Annotated in this window: 12 protein-coding genes; 7 read left to right on the top strand and 5 right to left on the bottom strand. The window is 33.8% G+C overall.

The features are described 5' to 3' along the window. The first annotated feature begins 59 nt into the window (after positions 1–59). From ACFOWM_RS02130 to ACFOWM_RS02115, 4 genes are all read left to right on the top strand, one after another. Positions 60–2,498, top strand: a complete 2,439-nt coding sequence (locus ACFOWM_RS02130; protein ID WP_379706429.1) for a TonB-dependent receptor domain-containing protein — start codon at positions 60–62, stop codon at positions 2,496–2,498. 55 nt (positions 2,499–2,553) lie between these two features. Continuing rightward, complete coding sequence (locus ACFOWM_RS02125) at positions 2,554–3,045, top strand: YajQ family cyclic di-GMP-binding protein (protein WP_379706426.1); 492 nt, start codon at positions 2,554–2,556, stop codon at positions 3,043–3,045. A gap of 86 nt (positions 3,046–3,131) precedes the next feature. Further along, the gene (locus ACFOWM_RS02120; RefSeq protein WP_379706423.1) at positions 3,132–3,419 is read left to right on the top strand and encodes a type B 50S ribosomal protein L31; all 288 of its coding nucleotides are present in this window, start codon (positions 3,132–3,134) and stop codon (positions 3,417–3,419) included. 117 nt (positions 3,420–3,536) lie between these two features. Then, positions 3,537–3,881: a HesB/IscA family protein gene (locus ACFOWM_RS02115; RefSeq protein WP_379706420.1), complete on the top strand. Its 345-nt coding sequence runs from the start codon at positions 3,537–3,539 to the stop codon at positions 3,879–3,881. Positions 3,882–3,963: 82 nt separating this feature from the next. On the opposite strand, the gene secDF is transcribed toward ACFOWM_RS02115, so the two are convergent. Then, positions 3,964–6,927, bottom strand: a complete 2,964-nt coding sequence (gene secDF / locus ACFOWM_RS02110; RefSeq protein WP_379706417.1) for a protein translocase subunit SecDF — start codon at positions 6,925–6,927, stop codon at positions 3,964–3,966. Positions 6,928–7,311: 384 nt separating this feature from the next. On the opposite strand from secDF, the gene ACFOWM_RS02105 reads away from it, so the two are divergent. Continuing rightward, entirely contained in the window at positions 7,312–8,505 is a 1,194-nt protein-coding gene (locus ACFOWM_RS02105) for a pyridoxal phosphate-dependent aminotransferase (protein WP_379706415.1), read from the top strand. A gap of 1 nt (position 8,506) precedes the next feature. Here ACFOWM_RS02105 and coaE read toward each other — a convergent pair whose 3' ends face one another. The 4 genes from coaE to nusB form a co-directional block, all read right to left on the bottom strand. Beyond that, complete coding sequence (gene coaE, locus ACFOWM_RS02100) at positions 8,507–9,106, bottom strand: dephospho-CoA kinase (protein WP_379706412.1); 600 nt, start codon at positions 9,104–9,106, stop codon at positions 8,507–8,509. A 79-nt stretch (positions 9,107–9,185) separates the two neighbouring features. Next, entirely contained in the window at positions 9,186–9,515 is a 330-nt protein-coding gene (gene yajC, locus ACFOWM_RS02095) for a preprotein translocase subunit YajC (protein ID WP_379706409.1), read from the bottom strand. Positions 9,516–9,554: 39 nt separating this feature from the next. Further along, positions 9,555–9,998: a DUF1573 domain-containing protein gene (locus ACFOWM_RS02090; RefSeq protein WP_379706406.1), complete on the bottom strand. Its 444-nt coding sequence runs from the start codon at positions 9,996–9,998 to the stop codon at positions 9,555–9,557. Between the two features lie 6 nt (positions 9,999–10,004). Further along, a complete protein-coding gene (nusB, locus tag ACFOWM_RS02085; RefSeq protein WP_379706403.1) occupies positions 10,005–10,901 on the bottom strand; it encodes a transcription antitermination factor NusB in 897 nt (298 codons plus the stop codon). A 252-nt stretch (positions 10,902–11,153) separates the two neighbouring features. Here nusB and ACFOWM_RS02080 point away from each other — a divergent pair, with 252 nt between their 5' ends. Next, positions 11,154–11,441 carry a co-chaperone GroES gene (locus ACFOWM_RS02080; RefSeq protein WP_379706400.1) on the top strand — a complete coding sequence of 96 codons (288 nt, stop codon included), beginning with the start codon at positions 11,154–11,156 and terminating at the stop codon, positions 11,439–11,441. A gap of 49 nt (positions 11,442–11,490) precedes the next feature. Then, entirely contained in the window at positions 11,491–13,128 is a 1,638-nt protein-coding gene (gene groL / locus ACFOWM_RS02075) for a chaperonin GroEL (RefSeq protein ID WP_379706397.1), read from the top strand. Positions 13,129–13,174 lie beyond the last annotated feature (46 nt).

Genomic DNA, 13,174 nt, shown 5'->3' with positions numbered 1-13,174 from the left:
TATACAAAGTACATACTTTTGTTTGGTATTAAACTTAAACAAGAACTAAATAATATAAAATGAAAAATGTTATCTTTTTACTCTTCAGCTGTTGCATAATCACTAATATTTATGCACAAAAAAGCAATTCCATTACTGGTAAAATTATTGATAATCAATACAATAAGCCTTTAATTGCTGCAACCATCACTTTAGTTAATGTATCCAACAATAGTTTAGTTAAAGCGGCCGTTGCTGATAGTACTGGTTCATTTATACTTGAAAATTTTAAAACAGGTACTTATCTTTTACAAGTTGTTGCTGTTGGTTTTGAAAAATATGTATCAAAAAACATTGTTATTGATGCAACAAATAGCAACGTTTCATTAGGAACAATCAGTTTAAAGCAACAACAGCAAGTTTTAAACACAGTAATTGTAGCATCTAAAAAACCATTTGTTGAGCAAAAATTAGATAAAACAATCATAAATGTGGAAAGTCAAATTTCTAATGCTGGAGCCAATGCTTTAGAGGTTTTAGAAAAATCACCGGGTGTTACGGTTGATAAAGATGGCAACATCAGTTTAAAAGGTAAACCTTCTGTAATTGTTTTAATTGATGGGAAACAAACATATATGAGTGCACAAGATTTGTATAATTACTTGCAAACCATGTCTGCAGCCAATTTAGAAACCATTGAGTTAATGCCAAATCCATCAGCAAAATATGATGCCGCTGGTAACGCAGGTGTTATAAATATCAAAACAAAAAAGTTAAAGCAAAAAGGCTTTAACGGAAGCGCTAGTACAAGCTATGGAAGAGGTAACTATGGAAATTATAGCAATGCATTGAATTTGAATTATAAAAATGGAAAATTTAACATGTTTGCTAATGTTAGCGCTGGACATCGAAAAAATTATCAAATTTTGGGCATTCACCGTGCCTATTTTAATAATGCAGGTACCACAACAGCTATTTTTGATCAAGAAGCCACTTTTGTACGCAACAGAAATAATTATAACGCTAAAGTTGGAGTTGATTTTATGGCATCTAAAAAAACAACTTTTGGTGCTGTATTTACCGGCAGTGTTGCACCGGGTAAACAAGATGGAGCCAATACCAGTTTTTTGAAAGATGGGTTGGGCAATATTAATTCAGTATTGCAAGCCAATAGTTATGATTATGAAAATTGGAAAAACAAAGGACTAAACTTAAATACTCGACATACTTTCGATTCTGTAGGTACTGAAATATCTTTGGATGTTGATGTTTTACAATATAAAAGTAAACACACACAAAACTTTTTATCAGAAAACTTTGATCCATCAGGTGTAAAACAAACATCGGAATTGTTACAATCAAATTTGCCAGCAACCATTAATGTTACTTCTGCAAAAATTGATTTTACGCACCCTATCACTTCAACATTGAAAATGGAAGCAGGGGTTAAAACCAGCTTCGTAAATACAGATAATATTGCAGGTTACTTTAATATCATGAACAATACACCTGTAATTGATAATGAAAAAACCAATCATTTTAAATACAACGAAAACATTAATGCGGCTTATGTTAATGTAAACAAAACATGGGGCAAATGGTCGTTACAAACGGGTTTAAGGGCAGAAAATACCAACTATTCTGGTAAACAATTTGACAACCCACTTCGTAGTGATTCATCTTTTAAAAGAAGTTATACAGGTTTATTCCCAACAGTTTTCGCAAGTTATGATCTTAACAATAAACACCAAGTAGCATTTTCTTATGGTAGACGTATATCACGACCAGATTATGAAAGCTTAAACCCATTTGTATTTTTTATAGATAAATATACATACGAGGCTGGTAACCCATTTTTGAAACCTATGTTTGCAGATGTATTTACACTTACGCATAGCTATAATAAATTTTTAAGCAGTAATATTACTTATGCTCACAATAAAAATATGTTTAATGAGTATTTTCAACCGCAAGGTTATGCCACCATTGTAAAACAAGAAAATTTTGGTGTAATTGATGATATTTCAATTTCAGTAAATGCACAAGTAGCACCTTATAAATGGTGGAATATGAATTTGTACACAGAGTTTAATTATAACGAAGTAAATGCAGGTTTTAATGGATATAACATCAATACCTCAGGTAACGGTTTTTCTGCAAATATGAATAACCAAATAAAATTAGGAAAAGGGTGGGGTACAGAAGTATCAGGTTTTTACAGAAGCCAAATGCAAAGAGGTCAATTTAATATTTCAAGTATTAAACAAATCAATACCGCATTTTCTAAGCAAGTATTAAAAAACAAGGGAATGGTAAAATTATCATTCAACGATATACTACGTTCAAACAAACAAGCAGGTGCTATCACCATTCAAAATACCATTGCAAATTTTACGCAACGCAGGGATAGTAGAACTGTATTTATTTCATTCAATTACAAATTTGGTAAGCAATTTAAAACCCAGCAACGACGCACTAGTGCTGCATCTGATGAGTTAAATCGCATTAAAGCAAATTAATAATAAAAACAGCCTCAAATGCAGGCTGTTTTTTATCTTTGTAAAAATTTGTATTATGCCATCATTTGATATTGCTAGTAAAGTTGATTTACAAACTTTAGACAACGCCGTTAATGTTGTAAAAAAAGAAATTACCAATCGTTTCGATTTTAAAGGTGCTCATGTGGTAATTGATCTTAATAAAAAAGATTTTAAACTCAACCTAGAGGCAGATAGTGAAATGAAGTTAGAACAAATTACTGATGTACTAATTAGCCGTAGCATTAAACAAGGTTTAGCCGCTGAAATTTATGATTTAAGTAAAGAAGCCTACGCTAGTGGAAAAGTTACCAAAAAAGAGGTAATTGTTCGTAATGGTATTAAGCAAGAAGATGCAAAGAAAATTGTGAAACTTATTAAAGATGCTGGTTTAAAAGTACAAGCAGCAATAATGGATGATATTATTAGGGTTTCAGGTAAAAAAATTGATGATTTACAAGAAGTTATTCAAGCAAGTAAGGGCTGGAACCTAGGTTTGGCCTTACAATTTGTGAATATGAAAAGCTAAATGCTTGTACATTCAATAAAAAGTTGTAATTTTGCTCTTTAAAAAATTAATCATCATGGCAAAATCCATGATACAAAACAAATAAAATGAAAAAAGATATTCATCCAAAGAACTACAGAATGGTAGTTTTCAAAGACATGAGTAATGGTACAACATTCTTAAGTCGCTCTACAGCTGTAACAAATGAAACCGTTATTTTTGAAGAAGATGGTCAAGAGTACCCTGTAATTAAATTGGAAATTTCAAATACATCTCACCCTTTTTACACTGGTAAAAATGTATTGGTAGATACTGCAGGTCGTATTGATAAATTCAACAAGCGTTTCGGTAAAAAATCAAAAGTTACTGAAACTCCAGCAGCTACTGCTGAATAAGTTGTTCAACTATATTTTTAAATGCCTTCAGTTAATTACTGAAGGCATTTTCTTTTTAAGGAATTTTCACATCTTATACTTATTATAAACAATAACTTTGTAAAAAATAAAAACATAATGGAACCAATTATAAAAAATCCTATCAATTTTACAGCGTCTGCCATCAACGAAATAAAACGCTTGATGACTGAGCCAACTTTTGACCATACACAATTACTACGAGTAGGTGTAAAAGGCGGCGGTTGCAGTGGCATGACCTATGTACTTGAATTTGATCAACGAAAAGATAACGATGCTATATACGAGATAGATGATGTGCGTTTCATAATTGATAATGCCCATAGCATGTATTTGTTCGGTATGGAGGTTGATTGGCAGGGTGGTTTAAATTCACGTGGGTTTACTTTTAATAACCCAAATGCTAGTAGTACTTGCGGTTGCGGAACAAGCTTTGCTGTATAAAATAAAATTTTTTGATAAAGCTAGTCACAAAAAAAGTCCTCGAATTTTCGAGGACTTTTTTTTGTTGTGTTATGTTTATAACTTAAAGCTCAGGTGCTTTTACTTTCTTTTTAATTTCTGCTGCTGCACCTAATGGTTTATCTTTTGCAAAATCAACCAATACCGGAGCACCCACAAATATTGATGAATAAGTACCTGTAATTACACCAATCATCATTGCAAATGCAAAACCTTTAGTAACCTCACCACCAAATATGAACAATATTAATAGGGTAATAAATACCGTTAATGATGTCATGATGGTTCTGCTCAATGTATCGTTAATTGCTTTATTGATAATGGTGGTTTTTGTAGCACCTTTCATATCTCTACTGTATTCACGAATTCTATCAAATACAATCACCGTATCATTCATAGAGAAACCAATTACCGTTAGTATTGCCGCAATAAAATGCTGATCAATTTCTAATGGGAAAGGAACGATGTCTTTAAAGAATGAGAACACGGCTAGTGTTACCAATACGTCGTGTATTAAAGTAATAATTGTACCTGCAGAATACCTCCAATCACGGAAACGGATAAAGATGTATACGAAAATAATCAACATTGCAAAAATGGTTGCTTTAATGGCACCACGTTTCAAATCATCAGAAATTGAAGGCTGTACCGTCGTTCTACCTTGGAAGTTTTTCTTCATGAACTCTTCATAGGTAGCACCAGCTGGTAATACTTTGGTTAAACCTTTGAATAAAGCTTTTTGTACCAAAACATCAGTACTGTCAGATGTATTATCAATTAAGTAAGATGTAGTAATGTTTAAATGCTTACCATCTTTTACTGTTTTGATAACAGGAAATTCATCACCAAAAGCCTTCGCTAAATCGTCTTGAACATCCGTATTTTTTACTTGTTGTGCAAACTCTAAATTAAAACTTCTACCACCTTTAAATTCAACACCTTCACGGAAACCGTTGAAAAATGAAGCTACACCAACTAATAATACCACAGCTGATATTGCATAAGCGATTTTTCTTTTTTCGATGAATTTATAAGAGGCATGTTTAAATATTTTACTAGAAATAGCGGTAAAATATTTAAAGTGATGGTTTTTATCGGTACGTAAATCAGTAATTAACCTTGATACCATAATACCACAGAACAATGATAATAAAATACCAATGATTTGTGTAGTAGCAAAACCTAATACTGGGCCTAAACCAAAGAACAATAAAATAAATGCTGTTAATAATGATGTAATGTGAGCATCTAAAACAGGCGCTAATGAACGCTTGTAACCTTCGCTAATGGCTGCTTGGTAATTTTTCCCTTTGGTCAACTCTTCTTTAATTCTTTCAAATATAATTACGTTGGTATCTACCGCTAAACCAATTGTTAAAACTAAACCAGCAATACCAGCCGCTGTTAAGGTAAAACCAAACATGGCCAATACACCAATGGTAAATAACAAGTTTAAAATTAGAGCGATATTAGCCACCCAACCGCCAGTGTTGTAGTATACTAACATTAAAATGAATATAACCGCAAATGCAATAATAAAGGCAGTTGCACCACCGTTTACAGCCTCTTTACCTAAAGTAGGACCAACTACTTGATCAGCCACAATTTTAGCTGGTGCATCTAATTTCCCCGACTTTAAAATGTTCGCTAAATCTTGTGCTTCTTCTACCGTAAAGCTACCAGAAATTTCAGTGTTACCACCTTCAATTTTACCGTTAACCCTTGGTGCAGAATATACAATGTCATCTAAAGAAATAGCTACATAACGTTGGTTATTTTTTTCAGTTAAGTTAGCCCAAGTGATAGCACCAGTTGGCGTCATTTGCATTTTGATAGAAGGCTTACCTTTATCATCATACCCTTGTGATGCTTCTGCAACTCCTTCGCCTTCTAACGGTGCTTTTTCTGAACCATTCGCTTTTTCAATGGCATATACCTCAAAGAATGAACCGCCTTTACCTTTTTGTTCAACACCATATAACAATTTAACATTGCTACCTAATGTGCTTGCAAAAACTTCATTTTTAATATATGAATTTAATAAGCCAGTATCTTTTTTGGCCACCATACCAATGTAAGGTGTTTCGTATAATTGTCCTGATTTTTGATCAATTGGAAATTGCAATACGCTACCAATAATACCAGTAGCTGCTGAATCAATTTTAGCTTTTGCCGAATCAGATAAGTTAGTTGTATCAGCAGTTCCTTTTAAATATTTTGCCAATGCTTTATCAGCATCTGCAAATGATTTTTGAAAATTTTGATCTTTCAACAATACCACACTCCAAAATTGTAAGTTGGCAGATGATTGCAAAAATTTACGAACCCTTTCTGGGTTGGTAATACCTGCTAATTCAACGTTGATAACACCTTTGTTTTCATCTAAATTAATGTTAGGTTGAGCTACCCCAAACTTATCAATACGCTTTTGTAAAATCTTGTAGGTTTGGTTAATAGCACCTTTGGCAATTTCTTTTAATTTGCTGGTGGCTGTTTTATCGTCATCACTAGCTTTTACTTCTTTGCTAGGACCAGAAAATAAACTTGCTAATTTGCCAGCGCCATTTTGAGCAATATATTCTTTGGTGAATAAGTCAACATAGTTGTCTTCACTATTAACTTTTTTACTATTGGCTGTTGCAATAGCTTTTAACAAAGCAGAGTCTTTACTATTGTTACTTAATGATTTCAATAAACCTTCTAAGTTTACATCCATCGTAACACCCATACCACCTTGTAAATCTAACCCTAGGTTCAATTCATACTCTTTACATTTTTGGTAAGTAGTACCTACAATCGGAAAAATTTCTTTTTCCTTAGTACTATCTAAAATGTACTGGGTTTTTTCTTTAATAACTTCCTCTCTTTGGTCGGGAGTCATATTAGCCGTTTGGGCTTTCACAAGTCTTGTAGCTTGTTCTCTAACTTTTCCCTCATAACTACGAACCACCCATGTGTACGAAAGTTCCCAGAGTGAAATTAAAATAAGTGCAATGGTAAAAAACCAAACTAAACCTTTCAGTTTCATGTTAAAATACTTTAATAATAAGCTTCGTTAATTTTTATAAGTGTGCAAAGATAGGGGAAAATGCCAAAGAAGATAGTAGGATGTCGAATTTAGAAAATATAGTATAAAAAGTTACTTTCTTTTTTGTAAAATGATGGTTGATGCAGTTGCCAAATTTATTGAATCATTGTACATCAGCTGGAAATTTATGTATGGCTAAATGCTGTTTTCAATTGCTTTCAATTTGTACGATTGTGTTAATTCATTTAAAAGATAATTTTATGCTTTAAAAAGATATTATTTAAAAGATAGTCTTAAAAAGATGTAACATTAAATATTATTTAGAAAATGCCTTTTCTATTAAACAAATAACTATACTTTTGTAGCTTATCAATATGGTATAACATGCAGTTATCGAGTTTATTACAAAAGTTTAATGAGCCAGAAACATTGAAAATGGCTAAGTTAGGTAGGGCATTAAGAGCAGAGGGGATTGATATTACTGATTTAAGTTTAGGTGAACCTGATTTTGATACACCTACACACATAAAAGACGCTGCCAAAAAAGCGATTGATGATAATTTTAGTCATTACACACCCGTTGCAGGTTATTTAGATGTTCGCCAAGCTATTTGTACTAAACTCCAAAGAGATAATAATTTAATTTATACACCAGAGCAAATTATCTTAAGCACCGGAGCAAAGCAAAGCATAGCCAACGCTGTATTGGCCATTGTTGACCAAGGCGATGAAGTCATTATTCCTACGCCATATTGGGTTACGTACAGCGAAATTGTACGTTTAGCAGGAGGTACTGTTCATTTTGTGAATACCACCATTGAAAACGGTTATAAAATTACGCCTGCTGAATTAGAAGTTGCTATCAATGAAAAAACAAAACTGTTCATGTTTTCATCGCCATGTAACCCAACAGGTGCAGTTTATACAAAAGATGAGTTAACAGCCCTTGCAGCGGTTTTTGCAAAGCACCCTCAAATATTTATTTTGAGTGATGAAATTTATGAATACATCAATTACAATAACGCTCACGAAAGTATTGCACAATTTGATTTTTTAAAGGAGAGGGTTATTGTAATTAACGGGTTGAGTAAAGGTTATGCCATGACGGGCTGGCGCTTGGGATATTTAGCTGCATCTGCAGATATTGTGAGGGCATGCGATAAATTACAAGGCCAATTTACCAGTGCTACTTGCTCTATTACCCAACGAGCAGCCATTGCTGCACTTACAGGCGATTTTACTCCTACCCAACAAATGGTGGCAAAGTTTAAAGAACGTAGGGATAAGGTAATGCGTTTATTAAAAGATATTCCAGGACTCGTATACAACGAACCACCTGGTGCTTTTTATGTTTTTCCCGATGTGAGCTATTACTTCGGTAAAAAAACACCCACTGGCGATACCATTGAAAATGCTGATGATTTGAGCATGTATTTTTTAAACACAGCGCATGTATCGGTGGTTACGGGTAAAGCATTCGGACAACCAAAATGCATACGCATGTCGTTTGCTACGAATACCGAAACCATTGAAAAAGGTTTTGCAAAAATTAAACAAGCATTGAGTGCTTTGCAATAGGTTAGTGGTGCAACCTTTCTATATTTTGTAATATCGTATGATGAATATGTAGTAATTGTGGTATTATTAATGTGCTACCATCATTTATAATTACAAAATCACATTGTTGCATTTTAGTGTGGTCATCTATTTGTTTTGCAATACGGGCTTTTACTTCGTTTTCAGTAATGCCATCACGTTGCATGGTGCGTTTTATACGAACGGCTTCCGGTGCTGTAACTCCAATAATTAAATCAAGCCCCTTTTCAGCATGTGCTTCAAAAATTAAAGCTGCTTCTTTTACTGCATAAGGAGTGGTTTGTTGTAGCATCCAACTTTCAGCATCAGCAATGGTAATAGGGTGCACAATATTGTTGATAATGGCTGTATTTTCTGGATTTGCAAATACTTTTGCTGATAATAATTTCCTATTTAAAATACCGTTTTCATACACTTCACTTCCAAATGCTTCAGTTATTTTTGCTTGAATAGTGGCATTGTGGTTCATTAAAAATTTAGCCCTATCATCAGCATAATATACTGGTATGCCCAACACTTCAAATATTTTGGCAACGGTTGATTTGCCACTGCCTATACCACCTGTTAATCCTATTTTAAGCATGTGTAAATGTATTAAAAATAAAAAAGACGAATAACATCTTTAAATGTTGCTTCGTCTTTTTAAAATTAAATAGGAGTAATTATTTTGCTGGAGTATTTACTTTATTGATGTTCGCCGTCCACTCCATACTGATTGTACTTTTTTCAATTTTCATATAACTACCAGGGCTCGTTTCTAGTAACAAAGTACCGTCTTCATTCATTTTATTGATTGTGCCATGTATACCAGCAATGGTAACAATTTTATCACCTTTTTGTAATTCAGTAATAAACTTTTTTTGTTCTTTAGCTTTTTTTGATTGCGGACGAATCATAAAAAAATAGAAAACTAAAATCATACCGCCCATCATAATAGGGGTCGTCCAAGTTGAAGTTGTTGCAGTTGCTTGTAAAAAAAATGTTTGTAACATTATAGTTGATTTTGTGCTTAAAAGCGTTTGTATTAAAAATTATTTTTTGGTTTTTTCTGTTACTTCTCCTGTTAGTAAAAGCTCTGGAAAAGCAGGTTCAGCATTTGATAATACAGTGACTGTTTTGTGTGCTTGCCCTACACGATTTTCGCTATTGAACTTCACTTTAATATAACCTGTATCACCTGGTTCAATTGGTTTTTCAGGCTTTTCTGGTACGGTACAACCGCAGCTAGCCGTTGCGTTTGTAATAATTAAAGGTTTTTGCCCGGTATTAATAAATCGGTAATTATATTCTACAACGCCACCTTCTGCAACCTTTCCAAAATTATATGCTGAGTCAATTACCTTCACTGTTGTTGGGTTGGTAATTACTGTTTGTTGGGTAAGCGGCTTTTCGGGAGCTAGTTTATCTTGTTTGCGTACGTTGCAACTCGTTATAAAAGCAGCAACAACAACAGCTGAAAATAATAATTTATGCATGTTCGTTTATTTTGCGTCTTTAAAATTTCTTTTATCTAATTTATTAGCGGCTTGCAATTCCTTGTGAATATTATCTAACAAACCATTTACAAATTGACCGCTTTGAGGCGTACTGTAAGCCTTTGCCAAATCAATGTACTCATTAATCGTTACTTTGGTGGGTATGGTTTCAAAATATAAAAATTCGCAAACGCCCATTTGTAACAAAATTAAATCGAGTGATGCAATACGATCAGCATCCCAGTTTTTTAACTTCGGCTTAATTAACTCCAACGTTTGTTCCGTTTTGTCTAGAACGGTCAGCAATAAATCTTTTGCGAATTGGCGTTTTTCGGCACTTAAAAAATCTTGAAAATTTTGTTGACCAGGTTTGCTCAAATAACTCAGTACTAAAGAGTGCATCATTTCAGCATCATCATCCCAATTAATAAAATGCTCCTCAATATGGTTGATGAAGTCTTCGTTTGGTAACATTAAATCAGTGAAAATAAATTCTAACATCTTCTTTTCACTTTTTTTATCTCTCGACTGTTCCTCAATGTATTCAATATACTCGGGTGTTTCAATCAAATTTCTGTATGTTTTTTTAAGCAAATCTTGGTCAATTAACAAGTGTGCTTTTAATTCATTTACAGTGCCTTTAAATGAAATGTCTTCTACAATCTTCCATAAAATTTCGTTACCAGCAATTTTAGTATTGGTAGCTAAATCGGCAGCAGTTGGTAAGTTTTTACTAGCTTTTTTATTTGCATCTGTTTCAGCATAACGAGCTGTTTCAGTTATGAAATACACTAAATAGGTAAACAGTTGTTTGCTTTGATCTATTTTTTTATTGAGAATGGAAATGGGTTCCCCCGGTTTAGTTTGATCACTCAAACTATCTAATGCGTATAAGGTCTGCATCACTTTAACCCTGATGTTTCTTCTGCTTAGCATCGTTTCAAAAAACCTTTAATGAAGGCGCAAAATTAAGGTATTCATGTTTCATTACCTTGTAAAATATTATATACTGCAAAATTGTCTTGTTTGTAATGGAAAATTTGACAAACACCGTATAAAATGTGACAACAATACGCAATCATTGCTTTGGTATAATATATGATGCTGTGGCAGTACTTATCTATTTATTCATTTAAATAACAAAAAAAATAAATTATGGCTAATTCAAAGAAGCTCAACATTACGCCGCTTCACGACAGGGTTATTGTAAAACCTGCTGCTGCAGAAGAAAAATCTGCTGGAGGTATCATTATTCCTGATACAGCTAAAGAAAAACCATCAAGAGGAGTTGTTATCGCTGCTGGCCCTGGTAAGGCTGATGAACCTGTTACAGTAAAAGCAGGTGACACCGTTTTGTATGGCAAATATGCTGGTACAGAAATTTCAATTGAAGGTTTAGATTACCTTATCATGAGAGAAAGCGACATTTTAGCAATTGTATAAGCTTTGTAACGAACCAACATTTATTAAACACATAAAATAAAACAATAAAATGTCTAAAATAATTTACTTCGATATTGAAGCAAGAAATAAAATGAAGAAAGGGGTTGATACCCTTGCCAATGCGGTAAAAGTAACATTAGGACCAAAAGGTCGTAACGTTGTTATTGAGAAAAAATTTGGTGCACCTTCAGTTACAAAAGATGGTGTAAGCGTTGCTAAAGAAATTGAATTAGAAGACCCAATTGAAAACATGGGTGCTCAAATGGTAAAAGAAGTAGCCTCTAAAACAGCAGAAATTGCTGGTGATGGTACTACAACTGCTACTGTATTAGCGCAAGCGATTATTAGCGAAGGTTTAAAAATGGTGGCTGCTGGTGCTAACCCAATGGATTTAAAACGTGGTATTGATAAAGCAGTTTCATTAATTGTTGAAAATTTAAGATCACAAAGCCAAACTGTTGGCAACGATGCTAAAAAAATTCAACAAGTTGCTACTATTTCTGCTAATAACGACGAAACCATTGGTAAATTAATTGCCGAGGCGTTTGTAAAAGTTGGTAAAGAAGGTGTTATTACGGTTGAAGAAGCAAAAGGTACTGATACTACGGTTGATATTGTAGAAGGTATGCAATTTGATAGAGGTTATATTTCACCATACTTTGTAACCAATAGCGAAAAAATGCAAGTGGAATTACAAAGCCCTTACATTTTAATTTTTGATAAGAAAATCAGTGCAATGAAAGATATTTTGCACATCTTAGAAAAAGTTGCACAAAGTGGTCGTCCGTTATTAATTATTGCTGAAGATTTAGAAGGTGAAGCATTGGCTACATTAGTAGTTAATAAATTACGTGGTACTTTAAAAGTAGCTGCAGTAAAAGCACCTGGCTTTGGTGATAGAAGAAAAGAAATGATGACCGACATCGCTATTTTAACAGCAGGTACTGTTGTTAGTGAAGAGTTAGGTCATAAGTTAGAAGGGGTAGAGTTGGCTACTTTAGGTCAAGCTGCATCTGTAACTATTGATAAAGATAATACTACCATTGTAGGTGGTAAAGGTAAAAAAGCAGATATTACTGCAAGGGTAAATCAAATTAAAGCACAAGTAGAAAATACTACATCAGAATACGATAAAGAAAAACTACAAGAACGTTTGGCTAAATTAGCTGGCGGTGTAGCCGTATTGTACGTTGGTGCAACCACCGAGGTTGAAATGAAAGAGAAAAAAGACCGTATGGATGATGCATTACATGCAACAAGAGCAGCGGTTGAAGAAGGTATTGTACCTGGTGGTGGTGTTGCTTACATACGTGCATTGGCAAGTTTAGAAGCAAAAGTAAAAGGTCAAATTGCTGATGAAGCTACAGGTATGGCTATTGTACGTCGTGCTATTGAAGAGCCAATCCGCATTATTACTGCAAACGCAGGTGTTGATGGTTCAATTGTAGTAGAAGCTATTAAAAATGGCAAAGGCGATTATGGTTACAATGCAAGAACAGAGCAATATGAAAGCTCAATGTTTAAAGCAGGTATCATTGACCCAACTAAAGTGAGTAGGGTAGCATTAGAAAATGCAGCTTCAATTGCAGGCATGTTACTTACTACAGAGTGTGTAATTGCTGATAAGCCAAAAGAAGAAGCTCCACACAGCCACGGCGCACCTGATATGGGCGGCATGGGCTACTAAAATAAATTCGTCGGTAATAAAAAAGAAGCCACTTTGCATTTGCAAG

It is taken from the genome of Ferruginibacter yonginensis, assembly GCF_042651465.1.
Lineage (GTDB): Bacteria > Bacteroidota > Bacteroidia > Chitinophagales > Chitinophagaceae > Ferruginibacter > Ferruginibacter yonginensis.
Note: the sequence above shows the minus strand (reverse complement) of the source record. Positions and strands in the feature narration are given on the sequence as shown.

Bases quoted from the DNA above. Each gene is read 5' to 3' on its own strand.
- ACFOWM_RS02115 (WP_379706420.1), top strand. From the start codon at position 3,537: ATGGAACCAATTATAAAAAATCCTATCAATTTTACAGCGTCTGCCATC.
- ACFOWM_RS02090 (WP_379706406.1), bottom strand. From the start codon at position 9,998: ATGCATAAATTATTATTTTCAGCTGTTGTTGTTGCTGCTTTTATAACG.
- secDF (WP_379706417.1), bottom strand. From the start codon at position 6,927: ATGAAACTGAAAGGTTTAGTTTGGTTTTTTACCATTGCACTTATTTTA.
- groL (WP_379706397.1), top strand. From the start codon at position 11,491: ATGTCTAAAATAATTTACTTCGATATTGAAGCAAGAAATAAAATGAAG.
- ACFOWM_RS02080 (WP_379706400.1), top strand. From the start codon at position 11,154: ATGGCTAATTCAAAGAAGCTCAACATTACGCCGCTTCACGACAGGGTT.
- ACFOWM_RS02120 (WP_379706423.1), top strand. From the start codon at position 3,132: ATGAAAAAAGATATTCATCCAAAGAACTACAGAATGGTAGTTTTCAAA.
- ACFOWM_RS02105 (WP_379706415.1), top strand. From the start codon at position 7,312: ATGCAGTTATCGAGTTTATTACAAAAGTTTAATGAGCCAGAAACATTG.
- yajC (WP_379706409.1), bottom strand. From the start codon at position 9,515: ATGTTACAAACATTTTTTTTACAAGCAACTGCAACAACTTCAACTTGG.
- ACFOWM_RS02130 (WP_379706429.1), top strand. From the start codon at position 60: ATGAAAAATGTTATCTTTTTACTCTTCAGCTGTTGCATAATCACTAAT.
- ACFOWM_RS02125 (WP_379706426.1), top strand. From the start codon at position 2,554: ATGCCATCATTTGATATTGCTAGTAAAGTTGATTTACAAACTTTAGAC.
- nusB (WP_379706403.1), bottom strand. From the start codon at position 10,901: ATGCAGACCTTATACGCATTAGATAGTTTGAGTGATCAAACTAAACCG.
- coaE (WP_379706412.1), bottom strand. From the start codon at position 9,106: ATGCTTAAAATAGGATTAACAGGTGGTATAGGCAGTGGCAAATCAACC.